Consider the following 18,899-nt stretch of genomic DNA (forward strand, 5'->3'; position numbering starts at 1 on the left):
CCTGGCGGGGAAAGGGGAGGACCGGTTCACCGCCACGCCGCCCGTCACCGCTTCGTCCACACCCACTGCGTCACCGGCATTGCGGCGCGCCAGCCATGGAGATGGCCGACCGGGTCGGCATGGGCCACCGACAGCCGCTTCAACTGCCCGCCGAGGCGGGCGAAGGCGCCCAGCAGAACCGCCTCGCCCTCCAGGGTGACGACGTTGGCGACGAGCCGGCCTCCGGGCTTGAGCGCGTCGAGGGCGCGATCGAGGACGCCCGCGCCCGCCACGCCGCCACCGATGAAGATCGCGTCCGGCGTCTCCAATCCATCGAGGGCGGCTGGCGCCTCGCCTCCGACCACGCGCAGGTCGGGCACGCCGAGGCGGGCGGCGTTGCGGGCGATCCGGGCGGCACGGGCCGGGTTCGCCTCGATGGCCAGCGAGCACAGGCTGGGATGGCGCAGCATCCATTCGATGGAGATCGAGCCGGCTCCCGCACCGATGTCCCAGAGACGCTGGCCGGCGCGCGGCCGCAGGGCGGCGAGGGTCACGGCGCGGATGTCGGCCTTGGTGAGCTGGCCGTCATTCTCGAACCAGGCATCGTCGAGGCCGGGGCTCAGGGAGACGACGCGCGCGTCCGCATCGGCGACGACCTCCACCGCCAGGGTGTTAAGCGGATCGATGCCGGTGAGGGTGAAGGCGTCGGCCCGCGCCTCGTGCCGGCTTTCGCGCGGCCCGCCCATGGCTTCAAGGATAACAAGGCGCGAGCGGCCGAAACCGCGCTCCGTCAACAGGGCGGCGACGGCCTCCGGCGTCGTCCCGTCCCAGGTCAGGACGAGGAGGCGGGCGCCGGGCTGGAGATGCGGCACGATCCGCTCCAGCGCCCGCCCGTGCAGGGTGAGGCAAGTGATCTCGGCCAGCGGCCAACCGAGCCGAGCTGCCGCGAGACTGAAGGCGGAGGGGTACGGGAACACCCGCATCTCGGCCGCTGGCAGCAGCCGCGCGATCTCGGCGCCGATGCCGTAATGAAACGGGTCGCCGGTGGCGAGGATGCAGGTTGGCCGGCCGCGCCGGGCGAGGAGGCCGGGATAGGCGTCGGAGATCGGGCGCGGCCAGACTCGCGCCTCGGCGCTCAGCGGTGCGCCGAGGGTGAAATGGCGGCTACCGCCATACACGACCTCCGCCGCGTCGAGGGCGGCGGTGGCGGCGGGGCTCAAGCCCGTGCGGCCGTCCTCGCCGATCCCGACGATAGTGAGCCAGGGAGTGGTGCTCGACACGGGCGCGGCGCTCATGGACAAGGCTGCCGCGTACGGAGACGGCGACGATGCGAGTTCTGATCCTCGGCGGCACCACCGAGGCGAGCACCCTGGTGAAGGGCCTCGATCCGAGGATCGACGCGACGCTGTCGCTCGCCGGCCGCACCAGCGCGCCGAAGCGCGAACCGGTCCCCACCCGCATCGGCGGTTTCGGCGGGCCCGAGGGCCTCGCCGCCTGGATCGCCGAGAACCGGATCGAGGCGGTGATCGACGCCACGCATCCGTTCGCGGCACGGATCGGCCGCAACGCAGCGCTCGCCTGCGAGAGAACCGGCGTGGCGCTCCTCGCCATCCGTCGCCCGGCCTGGGAGCGGAGGCAGGGAGATCGCTGGACCGAGGTCGAGACCATGGTGGAGGCCGCCCTCGCCCTCGGCGAGACGCCCCGGCGCGTGTTCCTGACGATCGGCCGCCTCGAAGTCGGCGCCTTCGCGACGGCTCCGCAGCACGATTACGTGGTCCGCGCCATCGAGCCGATCGGCGATGCACTGCCGGTGCCGCGCCTCACCGAGATCGCCGCACGCGGCCCCTTCGACGAGGCCGCCGAGGCGGCGTTCCTGGCCGAGCGGCGGATCGAGATTCTGGTCACCAAGAATTCCGGCGGCCCCGCCACCTACGGCAAGATCGCCGCCGCCCGCGCCCTCGGTCTCTCGGTGGTGATCGTACGCCCGCCGCGGAAGCCCGCCGTGGACAGTGTGCTGGATGCCGAAGGAGCGCTCGCGTGGCTGCGGGACCGTCTGGACCACTGAAGCCCGATCCTGAACCTCATCCTGAGGTGCCGCAGCGCCGCGGAGGCCTCGAAGGAGCCCTCCCGTTCTCGCAGTGCTTACTGGAGGGCGCCTTCGAGGCCCGCTGAGCGGGCACCTCAGGATGAGGTCAGCGGATGGGGGAGATGGGGGAGCCACGCTACGTCCCACCTTCACGCCGGCACGCTGCGCGGGGTGTAGACGAAGGGCGTCGCGTCACCGCGCGGGATTAGCCGGGTGCCCGACGCGCCGATGATCACCATCGTCGCCATGTCGGCCTTGGTCTCACGCGCCTGTGCCAGGGTCAGGATCCGGATCGCCTCGTCGGGACGGGAGACCGCGCGGGCGAAGATGACCGGCGTCTCCGGTGCACGGTGTTCGGCGGCGAGACCGAGGGCGGCGCCAAGCTGCCAGGGTCGGGCCGAGGAGATCGGGTTGTAGAGCGAGATCACGAAATCCGCCCGCAACACCGCCTCCAGCCGGGCGGTGATGACCTCCCAGGGCTTGAGGTTGTCGGACAGGGACATCGCGCAGAAATCGCCGCCCAGCGGCGCGCCGAGGCGGGCGGCGGCCGCCAGCATCGCCGTGATGCCGGGCTCGACGGTGATGGCGAGGTGGCGCCATGCCGGATCACCGTTCTCCACCGCCTCGAAGATCGCCGCCGCCATGGCGAAGACCCCCGGATCTCCACCAGACACGACGGCGACCCGGCGGCCGGAGGCGGCGAGCCGGAGGGCATGGCCGGCTCTGTCGATCTCGACGCGGTTGTCGGTGGCGTGTTTCGTCAGCCCCGGACGGTCGGGAACGCGGGCGACGTAGGGGATGTAGCCGATGAGGTCCTGCGCCTGTGCCAGGGCTTCGCTCGCCGCCTGGGTGAGGAGACGCGGATCGCCCGGCCCGAGACCGACGACCGTGACGGAGCCGGTCACGGGCGCCGTCCCTCGCCGGGTACCAGCACCATGGAGAAGTAGGGGGCGTCGTCGTCCGGCTTTTCGGCCAGCGCGATCACTTTCTCGCCAGCCATGGTGCCACGTTCCACATAGACCGCGCGGTCGAGGAGGCCGGCCTCGGCCAGCGCCGTGCGCACCTTCGGCAAGTGGCGGCCGAGCTTCATGATGACGGCGGCGTCGGTGATGCGCAGGCGCTCCACCAAGGCGTCATGGCCCAGCGTTGCCGGGAGGATCGTCAGCACGTCGTCGCCCCAGGTGATCGGGGTTCCGGCCCTGGTCCAGCAGCCGGACATGCCGGTGACGCCGGGCACCACTTCCACCGGGAAGCGGTCCTTCAGGCGCCGCCACAGATGCATGAACGAGCCGTAGAAGAACGGATCGCCCTCAGACAGGATCGCCACGTCTCGCCCGGCCCCGAGGTGGTCGGCGATCCGCGTCGCCGCATCGTCGTAGAAGGAAGCGAGAGCGGAGACGTACTCGCCATGCTCGGGCGGAAGCTCGGTGGTGTAGGGATAAACCAGCGGCATCTCGCGGGCCGGGTCGCGCATGACCGCGTCGGCGATGGTGCGGGAGTTACCGCGCCGGCCCTTCTTGCAGAAATGGACCAGCACCGGCGCCTCGGCGAGAACCTTCATGGCGCGGACGGTGAGGTAATCCGGGTCACCCGGCCCCATGCCGACGCCATAGAGCGTGCCCGTGGTGACCGTCCGCGGGATCTCGCTGAAATCCGCCGGCTCGGCGGGGGGAAGCCGCTCGCTCGAATCCATCACTCGATCTCGTTGGCGAGGGCGTTGATCGCGGAAGCCGTCATGGCGCTGCCGCCGCGCCGCCCGTGGACGACGATGAAGGGCACTCGGCCGTCGCGGGCGAGGGCCTCCTTCGATTCGGCGGCCCCCACGAATCCCACCGGGATGCCGATGACCGCGGCCGGCGGGGCGACACCTTCGTCGAGCAGTTCGAGCAGCCGGAACAGGGCGGTCGGCGCGTTGCCGACGGCGACGATGCTGCCGGGAAGATGCTCGCGCCAGAGTTCCATGGCCGCGGCCGTGCGGGTGGTACCCATTTCGGCGGCGAGGCCTGGCACGCGCGGATCGGTGAGGGTGCAGATCACCCGGTTGTCGGCGGGAAGACGCGAGCGTGTAACGCCGTCGGCGACCATGCGGACGTCGCACAGGATCGGCGCGCCGGCCTTCAACGCAGCCTCGCCGCTGGCGGCGAAATCCTCGGACGCTTCCACGTCTTTCGGCAGGTCGGTCATGCCGCAGGCATGGATCATCCGCACGACGACGCGCTCGGCGGTGCCGGAGAAGCGGGCGAGGTCGGCCTCGGCGCGGATCATGGCGAAGGACCGGGCGTAGATCGCCTGTCCGTCGCGCAGATAGTCGAGGCGCGAACTCATGGGGATGTCCTGAAAGCGTGGGCGAGGGCGTCGGGATAGGCCGGATCGGCCCTCCTTACGCGCTCCAGCGCCGCGTCGAAAGTGAGGAGGCTCGCCGGCAATGCATCGGGCCGGCCGTCGAGGACGATGCCGTAGAGGCCATCGCGCCCGACAAGGGTGAGCGAGGCAGCAGCGGGATGGGCGCAGCCTTTGGCGCAGCCGGAAACATGGGCCGATAGGCCCCGCGTCGCAAAGGCTTCGAAGGCACCGGCCAGCCGCGACGCGTCGATAAGCGTCGCTGTCGAACCCGAGCCACAGGCCGGCGCCCCCGGGCAGGCGGCAATCGCGCCGCGCGGATCGTTGGCCTCCGTCAGTAAGCCCGCCGTTGCGAGGGTGGTTCGCACCGCCTCTGCCGCCGCCGCGTCGGGAGCGACGAGGAGAAACCCCCGTGTGGGCGAGAGCCGCAGGGGCTCCGCACCGAGGGATTCGGCCGCATCGGCAAGGGCTTCCAGGGCGTCCGCCGTGCAGCGGCCGAAGGGCGCGTCGACCAACATGGCGATGGGCGAAGCTTCGCTAGGGGGGGATGAGCGGCAGGGCTCCCTCTCCTGGAAGGAGGGGGTTGGGGTGAGGTGTGTGACCTCTGCGGATTTGGACCGCACTTCACCCTGTCCCTCTCCTTCCAGGAGAGGGGACCCGTGCTGCCTGCGAGCGGTGGGAAGATGTGAGTTTAGGGGAAGGAGGCCGGGGCGTGGGAGCAATGCGCCGGCCGGGGCCTTTGCGGGGTGCAGGCCCAGGCCGAGCGCCACCCCGCCCCTGTCCGCAGAGGATAGATCCCGCATGCGGCGCTGCCCGCTCTCCGCGAGCCGGCGCAAGGCGACGCCGAGGACAGTCCGCACGTCGTCGGCCGGGACGTGCCACCAAGCCGCGTCGCCCGCCAGGTGCAACGCCATGCCCTCCGCCGTGACGACGAGGTGGCAATCGGGCTGGGCCGCGCCGAGGCACGCGCCATACTCGGCCACCTCGACTGCGACCAGCGCTTTGGGCGGCAGGCCCGGGATTGCCAGCCCGACTGTCTCGATCGCCCCGGCCAGGGTCGGGATGTCGATATGCGTAGATTCGAGGCCGGCGAGCGGCGTGGTCAGGGTGAGCCGCTGCGGCCCGCCGTCGCCACGCACATCGCCGAGCGCGACCAAGTCGAGGGCCTCCGCGAGGCCGCAGCGGGTCGCCTCGGTGACGCCCCGGACCTGCAGGTTCGCCCGCGCGGTCACGTCGATATGGCCGTTGCCGAAGCGGCGCGCGCCCTCCGCCACGGCCCGCGCCTGGGCCGGCGTGAGGATACCCAGCGGCGGGTGGACACGGGCGAGCAGCCCGTCCCCGGTCGGCATCGGCCGGGCGAGGCTCGGGCACCAGCCCCGGCGCGCGGGCTCGGGCGAGACGCGGCGCGGCGCGCTCATTCGGCCGCCTCCGGCATCAGTTCGTCGGCGGCCATCGCGTTGCGGCGGGTGGTCCAGAGGCCGCGCCGGCGCGCTTCGTCGAACCGTTCGAGGATCGCGCGGGCGGCATCGGGATTGGCCGCGCGCAAGGCATCGAACGCGTCGAGATCGGCGATCATCGCGCCGTAGAGCCGGTCGAGATCGGCGTCGGAGACGGCGTCCGTGGCGGCGGCGAGGACGAAGACCGCGTCGATTCCCTGTGCCAGCTCCTGGGCGCCACGATAGCCATGGCGCAGTTGCGCCGCGATCCAGCGCGGGTTCGCCAGCTTGGCGCGGATGAGGCGGGCCGCATCCTCGCGGGCGGTACGCGCCTTGGGCTTTTCCGGATCGGCCACGTCGAGACTGTAGAGCGCGGGCGCGCGTCCGCCGAGGGCGGCGGCGGCGGAGAACCCGCCCATGGCATCGGCCGCGGCGTCGCCGTCGAGGAGGTCGCGTTCGGCGACGTCGAAGGCATGGACATAGGCGTCGGCCTGCGCGACGCGGGCGGCGAAACCCGCATCGGCGATATCCTCGGCGCCGCCATAGGCATGCGAGGTGGCGTCGAGATAGGCTTGGCCGAGGTCGTCGCGGCTCTGCCATTGTCCGTCTAAAGCGAGCTCGCCGGCACCTGCGCCGTAGCGGCCGGGCGCTGCGCCGTAGACACGGGCGGGGGCCTCGCCCCGGCGGCGCGCGGCGGCGAGAGGGTTTTCCTCGTCCTCCTCGTCACGCTCGGCTACGGCCGCCGCTGCGCGGGCAAGGAAGGAGAGGGTCTCTGGAAAGGTGTCGCGGAACGCGCCCGAGACGCGCAAGGTCACGTCGATGCGCGGCCGGTCGAGGAGGGCGAGCGGCAGCACCTCGAATCCGGTGACGCGGGTGGAGGCGTGGTCCCAGGTCGGGCGCACGCCCATGAGCGCGAGGGCATGGGCCACATCCTCGCCGCCGGTGCGAAGCGTCGGCGAGGCCCAGAGATCCATGACGATGCGGGCCGGGTAATCGCCCTCGTCCTGCAGGTAGCGCCGCACCACCGCATCGGCGGCTTTCGAGCCGAGCAGGGTCGCGGCCCGCGTCGGCAGGCTGCGCGGATCCAGCGTGGTGAGGTTGCGCCCCGTGGGCATCACGTCGGTGCGGCCCCGCGAGGGCGAGCCGGCGGGGCCGGGGGGAACGAAGCGTCCGTCGAGGGCCGCGAGCAGTCCCTCGCGCTCGGCGGCCGCGCAGGCTTTCACAGGGGCCGGCGCGTCGTCCGGTGCCGATCCGAACACGTGGAGCCCGTCGCGGGTCGTCACCTCGCCGAGGTCGCACAGATGCGCGTCGAGGGCGGTGAGCGCGTCGGCCATGGGGGTGTCGGCGTCGATCCCGGCGCCCGACAGAAGACCGGCATCGGCCGCATCGTCGAGGATCGCGCGGGCGATGATGTCGGCCCGGCGTGGGTCGAGCACGCTGGCCGAGGAATATTCCTCCACGAGTTCACGCAGCCGTGCGGCTTCCGGGGTCAGGCCGGCGCATTCGGTCTGGGGCGTAAGGTGGCCCAGCGCGATGCCGCCGAGCCGGCGCTTCACCGGGGCCGCCTCGCCGGGATCGTCGACGATGAAGGGATAGATCACGGGCAGATGCCCGATCGCCCGCGCCGGCCAGCAGGCCGGCGACAGGGCCACCGCCTTGCCCGGCAACCATTCGGTGGTGCCGTGAGTGCCGAGATGGATCAGGGCGTCGAACCCCTCCCGCAACCCGAGATGGAACGCGAGATAGGCGTGGGTCGGCGGCTCGTCGGGGTCGTGATAGCCGGCTTTGCGGTCGGCCGCCCGGCCACGGTCGGGTTGAAGGAAGACGGCGAGACCGGCGCTTCGTTCTTGGTCGTCCCCACCACCGACCTCATCCTGAGGTGCCGGCGCGCAGCGCTGGCCTCGAAGGAGGGGTCCAGAACTCTCAGCGGAGACTGGAGGCCTCCTTCGAGGCCGCTGCCGCGGCACCTCAGGATGAGGTTGAGGGTTGGACGGAGAGCTGTCGGGCACCATCGCGAAGCGGAACGCCCCGTCGATACAGACCGGGTCTGCCTCCGGCTCGCCCCAGCGTTGGTCGAGCATGTCGCGCTCGTCCGGCGACAGGGTGGCGAGCCAGCCGCGATAGGCCGCGAGCGGCACCGCGAAGGTCCGAGTCTCCTTCGTCAGCGCGTGCATCAGAGTGTTCGGCTCCGGCAGCGTGCCCACCGCATAGCCGGCCCGCCGCAGCGTTTCCGCGATGATTCCCGCGCTCGCTGGCGTGTCGAGCCCGACGGCAAAGCCGGCCCGTCCCCCACGGGCGGGGTAGTCGGACAGGACCAGGGCGAGTCGGCGCATGGCGCGCGGTCGATGCTTTAGCGCGACCCAGGCCGAGGCACGGTCGGCCAGGGCCGCGATACCGGCCGGGAAGGGCACGGCGCGGCGCTCGCTGAACCCGTCGAGTTCCGGCCCGTCCTCCTTGAACGAGATCGGAAAGCCCGAGAGCCGCCCGTCGAATTCGGGCAACGCCACCTGCATGGCGAGGTCGGCGGCGTTCATACCCCGTGCCGAGGCTTCCCAGGCCTCCCGCGAGGCCCCGATCGTATAGGCCTGAAGAATGGGCGCATCGGCGCTATCGAGGACGAAGCCGGCATCCTCGCGCGCGGAGAAGGCCGTCGCCGCGATCACGATGTCCGGGCTGCGCGCGGCCAGCGCTGCCCGCACGGCATCGAGGGCCAGCGGGTCCTTGAGGCTCGCCACCGCAAGGGTGACGGCACCGATGCCGCGCTCGCCCAGGGTGGCGATGAGGTCGGCCACGGGTCCGGTGTCACCGCCGAGCACGGCCGAGCGATAGACTAGGATGAGGGCGAGGGGGCGGTCCCGCCCGGCGGCGGCGAGAGCGGTCTCGTGCGGAAGCGGACCGCAGCCCGGGCACCAGGCGAAGCCGCGCGGCAGGGCGACCGGCGGCAGCGCTTCGACCGCGTACCCGATCTCCAGGGAGAGGCGCCGGATCATCCGGCGCAGGTTGTCGGACCCGCCGGCACGGCAATAGCTCTCCAGCGTCTCCACCAATTCGGGAGCCACCGTCGAGAAGGCGGTGAGGCGGGGATCGGGCTTGTCGCAACCCGGAATCACGGCGAGCTTCACGCCGTTCGCGCGGGCGGCGGCGGCCGCGCGTTCGATGCCGTAGCGCCAGTAATCGAGACCGCCGAGGCAGCGGATCACCACGAATTTCGAGCGCGCGACGACGCCGTCCACGTAGAGGTCGACGGACATCGGATGGCGCAGGCGCGCCAGCTTGGCGAGGCGGAGCGTCGGGACGGCGCTCCCCGATGGGTCGCGCGCGGCCGCATCCCTCTCAGCCGCGTGGGCGCCGGCCATGCCGGAGAGGTCGGAATCCGTGAAGGACAGGAATACGATGTCGCCGGGCGCCTGGCCCAGATCGATGGCGGCCTCGCCCTCGTCGAGGGAGACCGTGTCGACGCGGATCAGATGCATGGGCGGCGCGCCGTCATGGCTGTGCCTTGGAGAGCGGCCGTTCGGTTCCAGCACTTCGGCGACCGCGCAGGCGCCACAGCGCGCGGAGGAGAAACACGCCGATCAGTAGCAGCGGGATCCAGGGCAGCCCGGCGACGACGAAGCGCAAGGCCGATCCGGCACTCATGCCGAAGGTCTGGCCCGCCTGGGCCCACGCCTCTTCCACGGGGGCTAGGGGGCCGGCGCGCGCCTCGTCGGAGCGCAGGGCGACGGAGACGATCTCCGTGTCGACGCGCTGGCTCAGGCCGCGCTGCTTGGCATCGGCTTCTTCGATCTGCGATTGAACCTGCGCCAGTTCCTGCGCGATGCGGATCAGATCCTCCACCCGAGGGTCGGGCCGCGCGGCGATCGCGTCGAGTCTGGTGCGATAGGCGGTGAGCTGGGCCAGGCGCCGGCCGCCATCCTCGATGGCGTCGGTGAGGTCGTCGGCGTGTGTCGACTGCCTGCGGAGTACGACGTCGCCCGCCGCCTCGCCGGGGAGGGGAGCCGTGACGAAAGCCATGAAGGGCGCAACGGAATCGTGCGGCAGCCGGACCTGGATCTGCGCCTGCGGACGGCCCGACGGCCTCTGGCCATCATCGATGGACGCGGCGACGAGGACGCATTTAAGGGCCGCCTCGTTCAGGCAGCGGTCGCGCGCGGCCTCGAAATGCGCGGTGACCCGCTGAGGCGGCAATCCGATGGTCAGGTCGTGGGTATAGGCGAGCTTCGCATCGCCCGTCTGAGCCAGCGGGCGGACCATCGGATTGAGGCGAGCCGTCGCCCGCCTATCCGAGGCCTGAAACTCCGGCTTGGGCGGGCGTGAGTCCGAGCAGCCACCGATCGCCGCGAGAGCCGCCAATCCGGACGCGACCGCGAGGCCGCGGCACCCGCTCACCGGGATCCGTCGGACCGTCCGGGCCGCCAACGGACTCACCCCGCCAGGGCGGTCGCCACCGCCCCCTGGTCGAAGCCCTTCAGGCCGATCACGACGAGGCGGCCGTCGCGGTTCTCGCTCGCCCGCCAGGGGCGGTCGTAATGATGGGCGATGCGGGCGCCGACGCCCTGGACCACGAGGCGCATGGGCTTACCGGTGACCTCGGCGAAACCCTTGATCCGCAGGACGCCGCTGGTCTCGGCGGCGCGGGCCACGCGGGCGGCGAGATCCTCGGCGCTCGTTGTGGCAGGCACGGAAATGGCCACGGAGTCGAAATCGTCGTGATCGTGGTCTTCGCCCTCGCCGTGATGGGAGGGGCGGGCGTCGAGGTCGTCCTCGGCGGCGGCGCCGAGGCCGAGGATCACGCGCGGGTCCAGGCGGCCATGCTCGGATTCGACCATCTTCACCGCGCGCGGCAGCTGGCGCTCGACCTCGGCGCGGACCTTGGCCTTGCCAGCTTCGTCGAGGAGGTCGGCCTTGTTCATCACGACGAGGTCGGCGCAGAGGAGCTGGTCCTCGAACACCTCTTCCAGCGGGTTGTCGTGATCGACACTGGCATCGTCGGCGCGCTGGGCGGCGAGGGCCGCCGGATCGTCGGCGAAGAAGCCGGCTGCCACGGCCGGTCCGTCGATCACCGCGATCACCCCGTCCACGGTCACCCGCGAGCGGATCGCCGGCCAATGGAAGGCCTGGACCAGGGGCTTGGGCAGAGCGAGGCCGGACGTCTCGATGAGGATGTGCTCCGGCGGGTCGGCCCGGTCGAGGAGCTTGTTGAGGGCGGGGACGAAATCGTCGGCCACGGTGCAGCAGATGCAGCCGTTGGCGAGCTCCACGATGTCCTCGTCCTGGCAGCCCTCGATACCACAGGCGGCCAGGAACGAGCCGTCGAAGCCGATATCGCCGAATTCGTTGACGATGATGGCGAGGCGACGCCCGCCGGCATTTTCTACAAGGTGACGCACGAGGGTCGTCTTGCCGGCTCCGAGGAAGCCGGTGACGATGGTGCAGGGAATCTTCTCGACGATGCTCATTCGGCGGCGTCCGGAACTCTATCCGCGCGGGGCGGAGGAAACGGGGGGATGCGGGCGACGACGCCTTTGCGGAACGCCTCCGGCCGCGCCTTCCAGGGCACGATACCGTCCGGGGTCTCCGCATATAGGCCGATGCCCGCGAGGATGGTCCTGGCGGATGCGATCGGGTCGAGATCGCCGTAGACGTAGGTCCAGCGGCCCTCCGACGCGACCGCGACGGTGCAGGGACGCTTGCAGACCGACAGGCAGTCCACGCTCTCCACCGCGACGCCGGCGGTGCCGGCTTCCGTCACCGCATCGCGGAGCGCCGAGACGAGGCGGGCCCCGGCGCGGGGTTCGGACGTGTCGCCGGCCACGCGGCAAGTCGCGCAGACGTAGAGTACGACCGGCCTGCCGGCCTGGATGTCCTCGTCAGGCATTCGACGTCGCCGGGCTCTTGCGCCCGACGCTGTTCCAGGCCCAGCCGAAGGCGAGGCCGATTACCGCCCAGAACACGAAGGCGATGCCGAGCGAGCGCGCGGCGAACTGCGCCGCATAGCCCGGGGGCAGGGCGGAGGCGGTGTGGCTCGTCTCCGGAGCGCCGGCCAGATGCGGGGCGACGAGGAGCACGATCCCCCCCGCGATGGCGATGGAGGAGCGGCGGATCGCAATGAGGTAGAGCCCCATCGCGGTGGCGACCGCGGTCATGATCCACCAGAACTGGCGTTCGGCGAGCGGCGCCGCCTCCATGCCGGGGAGTTCCGGCGGCAGGCCGAGGGCCGGGGCGAGGGCGACCGCGAGGAAGCCGGCGATGGCGAAGCGCAGGCCCGTTTCCGGGTTCGGCTCACGACCGCAGGCGATGAGAGCCGCGCCCAGCAGCAGGGCATAACCGACGCCGCCGACGAGGGTGGCAAGGGCGGTGAAGACCATGCGCGGCAGGCCGGGGCCGGGCTGCCAGGCCGGAGCGACTTCGCCGCCCTCGACGCCCTCCGTCTTGCCGCCATGGTCGTGGCCCGAATGAACGGGCACGATGAGGGACGCGGGAGAGACGCCGGGCCGCATCCATTGCGCTGCCGGGGCCGTGGCCTCGCCGCTCTCGTAACGCTCGGCCGCGATGATCAGCGGCGAGGTGAGGGCGAGCTGCAAGCCCGTGGCGACGACAGCCGCCAGGAAGCCGGCGACCAGGGCCGCCGACACGAGTCGGATAATCATGAGTTTTGGATCCTGCCTGAGCGCGAGGCGGTCAGTGGCAGGGGAAATTCTGGGCGTGCCGGAAGTCGTGGGCTGCGTTGTGCAACGCCATTGCCGGGGCGAAGCCCGCCATGAACACGAGGCCGAGGCCGAGGAAGGCGGCCATGAGCACGGCGCCGAGACGCTCGTTGCTGCGGGTGCCGGTGAGGACGAGGGTGTTGGTCGTCATGGTGTCAGGTCTCCGGCCGCCCCGCCGGCGGCGTTCGAGGATCGAGCGGGAGGACGGATGTCCCCTTCGGAAGGCAGGTCTCCTGGCTCGCGGGTCGTCCGGTCCTGCCGCCTTCCCGGATCGCTCCAGTGGCCGATGGCAGGCCCGTCTCCGCTCACAGTTGCGGGGGCAGCTGCGGTTTCAGGCGTGAGCCCTCACCGCATTCCCTTTTCACCCCGTCGCCGGGGCACCGTCCGAACCTCGCTTCTACGCGCTCGCGGGAGCGCTGACAACGCGCTGCCAAAGCGTTTTACCGCCTTTGACGGGGCAGGGCGGTTTCGCGCTAAAGGAGGCCATGCCGCAGCCTTCCCCACGAATGACCCTGGTTCTCGGCGGCGCGCGCTCGGGCAAGAGCCTGCATGCGGAGCGCCTGATCGAATCCTGCCCCGCGCCGTGGCTCTACGTCGCCACCGCGCAGGCCTGGGACGATGAGATGCGGGAGCGCATCACCCTTCACCGGTCGCGCCGCTCGGCCGATTGGATCACGCGGGACGTGCCGATCGATCTCCCCGAGGCCGTCGCCGCCTCGGACGGGCCGGTGCTGGTCGATTGCCTGACGCTTTGGCTCACCAACCTGATCCTGTCCGAGGCGGACGTCGAGGCCGCGACCGTCGCGCTTATCGAGGCCTGCGAAACGGCGCCGGGGCCGGTGGTGCTGGTGGGCAACGAGGTCGGGCTCGGCATCGTGCCGGACAATGCCCTCGCCCGCCGCTTCCGTGACGCGGCGGGCCGCCTGCACCAGCGCCTCGCTGCGCGGGCCGACCATGTGGTGTTCATGGTGGCGGGACTGCCGATGATCGTGAAACCCCAACCCGGAGCAGCCGCATGAGCGTTTCAGACACGAGCGACCCGGAGGCCCACCGTCACCGTGAGAAGATGGAGAAGCGCAAGGCCGTCCAGGACGCCGAGGTGGCGGGCAAGACGATCGAGAAGGGGCTTCTCATCGTCAATACCGGCCCCGGCAAGGGCAAGACCACGGCCGGGCTCGGCCTCGTCCTGCGGGCGCTCGGCCATGGCTGGCGGGTCGGCGTGGTCCAGTTCATCAAGGGGGCCTGGGACACGGGCGAGAAGCACGCGCTGAAAGCCTTCGGTGACCAAATCGAATGGCACACGCTCGGCGAAGGCTTCACTTGGGAAACTCAGGACAAGGTCCGTGACATCGCCGCCGCCGAGCAGGCCTGGGCCAAGGCCGAGGAGTTGATGGCCGATCCCTCCATCCGCCTCGTCCTCCTCGACGAACTCAACATTGCCCTGCGCTACGATTACCTGCCCATCGACGCCGTGGTGGCGGCGTTCCGTGCGCGCCGGCCCGACCTCCACATCATCGTCACCGGCCGCAACGCCAAGTCGGCCCTCATCGAGGCCGCCGACCTCGTCACCGAGATGAGCAGCGTGAAGCACCATTTCGCCGCCGGGGTGAAGGCGCAGGAGGGGATCGAGTTCTGATGCGGATTTCCCTCTTCTCGTTCGGTCTTCTCGCCACCATGGCGACGGCGGCCACCTCGCAGCCCGTCGCGTCCTGGCCGGATACCTATCTCGGCCGTGTCGAGGCCTTGGCGGTGATGGAGGGGCTGAATGCGCGGCTCCTGGCGAGCCGCAGCGCGACGACGACGCTGGAGGGCTGGTGCTCAGAGCACGGCATGGCGGAGCCCCCACGGCTCGCCGCGACCCTCCTGCGCGATGTGGACAGGCCCGCCTCGGAGGAGACGCGCCGTCGCCTGGCCGCCGGGCCTGAGACCATCCTGAAATATCGCCGCGTCCGGCTCGCCTGTGGCGGTCACGTCCTGTCGGAGGCGGACAATTGGTACGTGCCGGAACGGCTGAATCCGGAGATGAACCGCCTTCTGGAGACGACCGACACGCCCTTCGGCAGAGCGGTCCAGGCCTTGGGTACCACCCGCCAGACCATCGGCGCCGAACTCCTCTGGCGGCCTCTGGCGCCCGGATGGGAACAGGCCCCTCCGCCCGCATCCGCATGCGGCGCGCTCGCGATACCCGACCGCCTGTTCAGCCATCGCGCGGTCCTGTTCACGGCCGAGCGGGTGCCGTTCTCCGAGGTGGTAGAGACCTACGCCTCCGCCATCCTCGACTTCCACCGAGCCGCGCGGCCTCCCGATCCCGCCTGCGGCGCGGCTCCGCCGTCGCGGCCCTGACGCGGCCGTGCTAGGGCTCGCCCAAGCCCCTCGGCACACCGGACGAGACCCGAACGCATGACCGCCCGTGCCATCATGATCCAGGGCAACGGCTCGGATGTCGGCAAGTCGCTGATCGTCGCCGGACTCTGCCGGGCCTTCACCCATCGCGGCCTCGCCGTGAGGCCGTTCAAGCCGCAGAACATGTCCAACAACGCCGCCGTCACCGCCGATGGCGGCGAGATCGGCCGGGCCCAAGCGCTGCAGGCGCGGGCCTGCCGGGTGGCGCCCTCCATTCACATGAACCCGGTTCTGCTGAAGCCCCAGAGCGAGACCGGCTCGCAGGTGGTGGTCCAGGGCCGCATGGTCGGCACGGCGAAGGCCAGGGATTACCAGGCCTGGAAGCCGCGCCTTCTGGCCTCCGTGCTGGAAAGTTTTTCGCACCTGAAAGCTCAGGCCGATCTCGTGATCGTGGAAGGCGCTGGTTCGGCCTCGGAGGTGAATCTGCGCCGGGGCGACATCGCCAATATGGGCTTTGCCCGAGCCACCGACACGCCCGTGATCCTGCTCGGCGACATCGACCGGGGCGGTGTCATCGCCAGCCTCGTCGGCACGAAGGCCGTGATCGCGCCCGAGGATGCGGCCATGATCGCCGGTTTCCTCGTCAACCGCTTCCGGGGCGATCCGAGCCTGTTCGCCGACGGCATGGCCATCGTGACGGAGCATACCGGCTGGCCGGCGCTCGGCCTCGTGCCGCATTTTCCCCTCGCCGCCCGGTTGCCGGCCGAGGACATGCTCGGTCTCGCGGGTTCCGCGGCCACCGCCCGCACGCGGGTCCGCGTCGCAGTGCCGGTCCTGCCGCGGATCGCCAATTTCGACGATATCGATCCCCTGAGAGCCGAGACCGAGGTCGAGGTGGTGCTGGTCAGGCCCGGCGAGGCGATCCCCGGGGACGTGGCCCTCGTCCTGCTGCCGGGCTCCAAGACCACCATCGACGATCTCGACGCCCTGCGCCGTGAGGGCTGGGACGTGGACATCCGCGCCCATATCCGGCGCGGCGGCCATGTGCTCGGCCTCTGCGGCGGCTACCAGATGCTCGGCCGTACCCTGAGCGATCCGCACGGGATCGAGGGCGAGCCGCGCAGTGTCGCCGGACTCGGCCTGCTCGACGTCGAGACGGTGATGACGCCGCTGAAGCGGCTCGAAGCGGTGAGCGGCCGGACACTGGCCGACGACCTGCCGTTCAGCGGCTACGAGATGCATGTGGGCGACACGGCCGGTCCGGACACGGTGACGCCGCTGCTGCGCTTCGCCGACGGGCGGGCGGATGGGGCGGTCTCTGCCGACGGGCGGGTCAGCGGTACCTATGTCCACGGCCTCTTCTCCGACGACCGGCAGCGGGCTGCCTGGCTCGCGCGCCTCGGGGCGGCCTCGGACGGCCATTCCTACGAAAGCGGGGTCGAGCGCGTCCTCGACGAATTGGCGCGACACATCGAGGCCCATGTCGATTGCGACCGCCTGCTGGCGCTGGCGCGATAGCGGTTTTGCGGCGTAGGCTCCCACCATCAGGCCCCCGTTCGAGGGGTGAGCCCCGAGGAAACCGCCGATGACGCTGCCGCCCCCGCAGGTCGATGCGCGCCTCGCCCACGACACGGTCCGAACCGTCACGCTGCGGCTGATGCCGCTCCTCGGGCTGATGTACCTGATCGCCTATATCGACCGGCAGAACATCTCCTACGCCAAGCTCCAGATGGTTGGCGACCTATCCTTGAGCGAGACCGCCTATGGGCTCGGGGCGTCGTTGTTCTTCCTTGGCTATTTCCTGTTCGAGGTTCCCGCCAACGTCATCCTGGAGCGGGTCGGCGCGAGGCGCTGGTTCGCCCGGATCATGCTGACCTGGGGGATCATCACGATCCTGCTCGGCTTCACCCAGAACACGGCGATGTTCTACATCCTGCGCTTCCTCCTCGGTGTGGCGGAGGCGGGGTTCTTCCCCGGCGTGTTGTTCGCACTCACCCTGTGGTTTCCGCAATCGCACCGGGCCCGCATGATCGGCTGGTTCATGATCGCGAGCGCGCTCGCCAACGCGGTCGGCGCGGCCATCGGCGGCGCCCTCCTCGACCTCGACGGTCTCCTCGGCCTCAAGGGCTGGCAATGGGTCTTCGTGGCGACGGGCATTCCAGCCCTGATCCTCGCCGTCGTGGTCCTGCGCATCCTGCCCGACGGGCCGGAACAGGCGCGGTGGCTGCCTCGCGAGGGGCGCGACTGGCTCGCCCGCACCCTCGCCTTCGAGCGCGAGACCGGGGGACAGGTGGAGCACGGCAATCCCTTCGCCGCGCTCCTCGACCGGCGGGTCTGGATGCTGGCCTCGGTCTACATCGCCTTCCCGCTGGCGGCCTATGGCCTGAGCTACTGGCTTCCCACGGTGGTGCGGAGCTTCGAGGTCTCGAACACCGTCAACGGGTTCATCAACATCATCCCCTGGCTGATCACGGCCGTCGCCCTGTGGTGGGTGCCGCGGCGTGCGGCCCGTTCGGGCGATCAGGTCTGGCACGTGGTGGTGCCGGGTCTCGTCGCGGCGCTCGCCCTGGTGCTCAGCGTGGTGCTGCCGGGCTCGGTGCTGAAATTCGCCTGCCTCTGCGTGGCGGCGGCGGGAGTGTTCTCGGCCCAGCCGGTGTTCTGGTCCTTGCCCGCTACCTTCCTGAAGGGGGCGAGTGCCGCCGCCGGCATCGCCGCCATCAACTCGGTGGGCAATCTCGGCGGCTTCATCTCGCAGAACGCCGTGCCCATCATCCGCGACCGCACCGGCAGCGACCTCGTTCCCATGTTCTTCCTGGCCGCCTGCCTCGCCTGCGGGGCGAGCCTGATGTTCGTGGTGCTGTCCGCCCTGCGCCGGGACGCGGCGCGACGGAGCGACGCCACTGCGCCGCGCCAGGCCTGACCCGTCAGGGCAGCGTGTATTCGAGCGGCCCGCCATCCTTGACGCTGTCGAACATCACGAGAATGCGCTTGTCGCCCAGCACCGCGACGCCTTCCGCCTTGGCGCCTTTCTCCGCTCCGGTGAGACGGCCGATCGGCTCGAGCTTCGCGTTGACGGAGGCGCCGGCCGCGAACAGGCTGTAGGGCACGTCGGTCTGTCCCTGCGCCGGCCCGGTGAGGACGAGGAGCCGCCCGTCGGGCAGGATGGCGAGATCGCGGATCCCGGCCCCGGTGCCGACCGAGAGCGGGATCACCTGCGGGGCTGCCTTCAGCGGCTCGTGTCCCAGCGCGAACAAAGCCCCGACATCCGCCTCGACGATGAAGGTCTTGCCGTCATGGGACGGCGCGCGCAGGCCGGCGAACAGGCGCGTCCCGTCAACAGCGACGCCCTCGATGTTGAGGCCGTTGGGCGTCGCGTTGCCGTCATCGGTCTGGAGATCCTGGGTGTAGTAGGCGCTGACGGTTTCTGCCAGTCCGAGGGCGTCCCCGAGGCGGTATGTGGTCTCCACCGCACCCGGTCCCGCCGGCTCGCCGTTCGCGTCGACCCGGATACGCGCCAGCACGAAGGTGGAGAGTTTGAACTTCGCCTTGCCGCGCGAGCAGCCATGCGAACCGACCACGTAGAAATAGGGAGCCGCATAGGCGACGCCCTCGCCGTCGAGATCGTCGAACTTGCCCTCGCCGCCCGTGCACCCGTTCTTCGAGGGCGGGGTACCCAGCGTGTTCGGGTTCGGTCCCCCGCCGACGAGGTCGATATCGGCGCCGGGCGTGATCGTGTGCCCGTCTAGGGTGATGAACTGCGCGCCGGTATTCTCGTCGTTGACCACGAGGCAGCGCCGCTTGCCGTCCTTCGGCGGCATGCAGGCGATACCGCTGATGTCCTTGGCGGGCTTGCCGTTTTTACCGCTCAGGCCGGACGTGACCTTGTAGGCCGGATCGACGGGCACGAGGTCGCGCATGGCGCCCCCTGCCGCGAGGGCCGGCGCGGCGGCTCCGTGAAGGAGCAGGATCGCCAGAAGACCAGTCCGTATCATTGCCGCCCGCCCCTTT

The 18,899-nt window shown here is 70.8% G+C and carries 18 protein-coding genes and 1 riboswitch; of the genes, 6 read left to right on the forward strand and 12 right to left on the reverse strand.

Translation table 11 applies throughout. The features are described from left to right. Positions 1–44: 44 nt before the first annotated feature. Complete coding sequence (gene cbiE / locus FPV16_RS00485; protein WP_227435301.1) at positions 45–1,274, reverse strand: precorrin-6y C5,15-methyltransferase (decarboxylating) subunit CbiE; 1,230 nt, start codon at positions 1,272–1,274, stop codon at positions 45–47. Positions 1,275–1,306: 32 nt separating this feature from the next. Here cbiE and FPV16_RS00490 point away from each other — a divergent pair, with 32 nt between their 5' ends. Next, complete coding sequence (locus tag FPV16_RS00490; protein ID WP_227435302.1) at positions 1,307–2,044, forward strand: cobalt-precorrin-6A reductase; 738 nt, start codon at positions 1,307–1,309, stop codon at positions 2,042–2,044. Between the two features lie 170 nt (positions 2,045–2,214). Here FPV16_RS00490 and cobJ read toward each other — a convergent pair whose 3' ends face one another. From cobJ to FPV16_RS00540, 10 genes are all read right to left on the reverse strand, one after another. Continuing rightward, positions 2,215–2,970 (reverse strand): precorrin-3B C(17)-methyltransferase, encoded by a 756-nt coding sequence (gene cobJ, locus FPV16_RS00495; protein ID WP_227435305.1) that lies wholly within the window; start codon positions 2,968–2,970, stop codon positions 2,215–2,217. Next, positions 2,967–3,758, reverse strand: a complete 792-nt coding sequence (locus FPV16_RS00500) for a precorrin-2 C(20)-methyltransferase (protein WP_227435307.1) — start codon at positions 3,756–3,758, stop codon at positions 2,967–2,969. The genes cobJ and FPV16_RS00500 overlap by 4 nt, the downstream gene beginning before the upstream one ends. Next, positions 3,758–4,390 carry a precorrin-8X methylmutase gene (locus tag FPV16_RS00505; RefSeq protein ID WP_227435308.1) on the reverse strand — a complete coding sequence of 211 codons (633 nt, stop codon included), beginning with the start codon at positions 4,388–4,390 and terminating at the stop codon, positions 3,758–3,760. Before FPV16_RS00505 ends, FPV16_RS00500 begins: the two co-directional genes overlap by 1 nt. Next, on the reverse strand, positions 4,387–5,823 hold the full coding sequence (locus FPV16_RS00510; RefSeq protein ID WP_227435309.1) for a hypothetical protein: 1,437 nt from the start codon (positions 5,821–5,823) through the stop codon (positions 4,387–4,389). Before FPV16_RS00510 ends, FPV16_RS00505 begins: the two co-directional genes overlap by 4 nt. Beyond that, positions 5,820–9,314, reverse strand: a complete 3,495-nt coding sequence (cobN, locus tag FPV16_RS00515) for a cobaltochelatase subunit CobN (protein WP_227435310.1) — start codon at positions 9,312–9,314, stop codon at positions 5,820–5,822. Before cobN ends, FPV16_RS00510 begins: the two co-directional genes overlap by 4 nt. A gap of 13 nt (positions 9,315–9,327) precedes the next feature. Then, positions 9,328–10,095, reverse strand: coding sequence for a DUF4349 domain-containing protein (locus FPV16_RS00520; protein ID WP_227435311.1), 768 nt, complete (start codon positions 10,093–10,095; stop codon positions 9,328–9,330). Between the two features lie 170 nt (positions 10,096–10,265). Next, positions 10,266–11,300, reverse strand: a complete 1,035-nt coding sequence (gene cobW / locus FPV16_RS00525; protein ID WP_227435312.1) for a cobalamin biosynthesis protein CobW — start codon at positions 11,298–11,300, stop codon at positions 10,266–10,268. Further along, positions 11,297–11,719 carry a DUF1636 family protein gene (locus FPV16_RS00530; protein ID WP_227435313.1) on the reverse strand — a complete coding sequence of 141 codons (423 nt, stop codon included), beginning with the start codon at positions 11,717–11,719 and terminating at the stop codon, positions 11,297–11,299. The genes cobW and FPV16_RS00530 overlap by 4 nt, the downstream gene beginning before the upstream one ends. Continuing rightward, on the reverse strand, positions 11,712–12,491 hold the full coding sequence (locus FPV16_RS00535) for a CbtA family protein (RefSeq protein ID WP_227435314.1): 780 nt from the start codon (positions 12,489–12,491) through the stop codon (positions 11,712–11,714). Before FPV16_RS00535 ends, FPV16_RS00530 begins: the two co-directional genes overlap by 8 nt. Positions 12,492–12,522: 31 nt before the next feature. Further along, positions 12,523–12,699 (reverse strand): CbtB domain-containing protein, encoded by a 177-nt coding sequence (locus FPV16_RS00540; RefSeq protein ID WP_018045261.1) that lies wholly within the window; start codon positions 12,697–12,699, stop codon positions 12,523–12,525. Between the two features lie 54 nt (positions 12,700–12,753). Further along, positions 12,754–12,948: riboswitch (cobalamin riboswitch) on the reverse strand. A gap of 85 nt (positions 12,949–13,033) precedes the next feature. Here FPV16_RS00540 and cobU point away from each other — a divergent pair. From cobU to FPV16_RS00565, 5 genes are all read left to right on the forward strand, one after another. Continuing rightward, the gene (gene cobU, locus FPV16_RS00545) at positions 13,034–13,567 is read left to right on the forward strand and encodes a bifunctional adenosylcobinamide kinase/adenosylcobinamide-phosphate guanylyltransferase (protein WP_227435316.1); all 534 of its coding nucleotides are present in this window, start codon (positions 13,034–13,036) and stop codon (positions 13,565–13,567) included. Then, the gene (gene cobO, locus FPV16_RS00550) at positions 13,564–14,184 is read left to right on the forward strand and encodes a cob(I)yrinic acid a,c-diamide adenosyltransferase (protein ID WP_227435318.1); all 621 of its coding nucleotides are present in this window, start codon (positions 13,564–13,566) and stop codon (positions 14,182–14,184) included. The genes cobU and cobO overlap by 4 nt, the downstream gene beginning before the upstream one ends. After that, complete coding sequence (locus FPV16_RS00555) at positions 14,184–14,891, forward strand: hypothetical protein (protein WP_227435319.1); 708 nt, start codon at positions 14,184–14,186, stop codon at positions 14,889–14,891. The genes cobO and FPV16_RS00555 overlap by 1 nt, the downstream gene beginning before the upstream one ends. 57 nt (positions 14,892–14,948) lie before the next feature. Beyond that, positions 14,949–16,409, forward strand: a complete 1,461-nt coding sequence (locus FPV16_RS00560; protein WP_227435322.1) for a cobyric acid synthase — start codon at positions 14,949–14,951, stop codon at positions 16,407–16,409. A 67-nt stretch (positions 16,410–16,476) separates the two neighbouring features. Next, positions 16,477–17,811, forward strand: a complete 1,335-nt coding sequence (locus FPV16_RS00565) for an MFS transporter (RefSeq protein ID WP_227435323.1) — start codon at positions 16,477–16,479, stop codon at positions 17,809–17,811. Positions 17,812–17,815: 4 nt separating this feature from the next. On the opposite strand, the gene FPV16_RS00570 is transcribed toward FPV16_RS00565, so the two are convergent. Continuing rightward, complete coding sequence (locus FPV16_RS00570) at positions 17,816–18,883, reverse strand: DUF3616 domain-containing protein (protein WP_227435325.1); 1,068 nt, start codon at positions 18,881–18,883, stop codon at positions 17,816–17,818. Positions 18,884–18,899 lie beyond the last annotated feature (16 nt).

This window comes from Methylobacterium sp. W2 (assembly GCF_020662345.1).
Lineage (GTDB): Bacteria > Pseudomonadota > Alphaproteobacteria > Rhizobiales > Beijerinckiaceae > Methylobacterium.

What these genes read in the sequence shown, in the direction of transcription:
- FPV16_RS00560 (WP_227435322.1), top strand. Translation starts at nt 14,949, where the DNA reads ATGACCGCCCGTGCCATCATGATCCAGGGCAACGGCTCGGATGTCGGC.
- FPV16_RS00570 (WP_227435325.1), bottom strand. Translation starts at nt 18,883, where the DNA reads ATGATACGGACTGGTCTTCTGGCGATCCTGCTCCTTCACGGAGCCGCC.
- FPV16_RS00500 (WP_227435307.1), bottom strand. Translation starts at nt 3,758, where the DNA reads ATGGATTCGAGCGAGCGGCTTCCCCCCGCCGAGCCGGCGGATTTCAGC.
- cobN (WP_227435310.1), bottom strand. Translation starts at nt 9,314, where the DNA reads ATGCATCTGATCCGCGTCGACACGGTCTCCCTCGACGAGGGCGAGGCC.
- cobU (WP_227435316.1), top strand. Translation starts at nt 13,034, where the DNA reads ATGCCGCAGCCTTCCCCACGAATGACCCTGGTTCTCGGCGGCGCGCGC.
- cobO (WP_227435318.1), top strand. Translation starts at nt 13,564, where the DNA reads ATGAGCGTTTCAGACACGAGCGACCCGGAGGCCCACCGTCACCGTGAG.
- FPV16_RS00555 (WP_227435319.1), top strand. Translation starts at nt 14,184, where the DNA reads ATGCGGATTTCCCTCTTCTCGTTCGGTCTTCTCGCCACCATGGCGACG.
- cobW (WP_227435312.1), bottom strand. Translation starts at nt 11,300, where the DNA reads ATGAGCATCGTCGAGAAGATTCCCTGCACCATCGTCACCGGCTTCCTC.
- cbiE (WP_227435301.1), bottom strand. Translation starts at nt 1,274, where the DNA reads ATGAGCGCCGCGCCCGTGTCGAGCACCACTCCCTGGCTCACTATCGTC.
- FPV16_RS00565 (WP_227435323.1), top strand. Translation starts at nt 16,477, where the DNA reads ATGACGCTGCCGCCCCCGCAGGTCGATGCGCGCCTCGCCCACGACACG.
- FPV16_RS00535 (WP_227435314.1), bottom strand. Translation starts at nt 12,491, where the DNA reads ATGATTATCCGACTCGTGTCGGCGGCCCTGGTCGCCGGCTTCCTGGCG.
- FPV16_RS00510 (WP_227435309.1), bottom strand. Translation starts at nt 5,823, where the DNA reads ATGAGCGCGCCGCGCCGCGTCTCGCCCGAGCCCGCGCGCCGGGGCTGG.
- FPV16_RS00530 (WP_227435313.1), bottom strand. Translation starts at nt 11,719, where the DNA reads ATGCCTGACGAGGACATCCAGGCCGGCAGGCCGGTCGTACTCTACGTC.
- FPV16_RS00490 (WP_227435302.1), top strand. Translation starts at nt 1,307, where the DNA reads ATGCGAGTTCTGATCCTCGGCGGCACCACCGAGGCGAGCACCCTGGTG.
- FPV16_RS00505 (WP_227435308.1), bottom strand. Translation starts at nt 4,390, where the DNA reads ATGAGTTCGCGCCTCGACTATCTGCGCGACGGACAGGCGATCTACGCC.
- FPV16_RS00520 (WP_227435311.1), bottom strand. Translation starts at nt 10,095, where the DNA reads ATGGTCCGCCCGCTGGCTCAGACGGGCGATGCGAAGCTCGCCTATACC.
- FPV16_RS00540 (WP_018045261.1), bottom strand. Translation starts at nt 12,699, where the DNA reads ATGACGACCAACACCCTCGTCCTCACCGGCACCCGCAGCAACGAGCGT.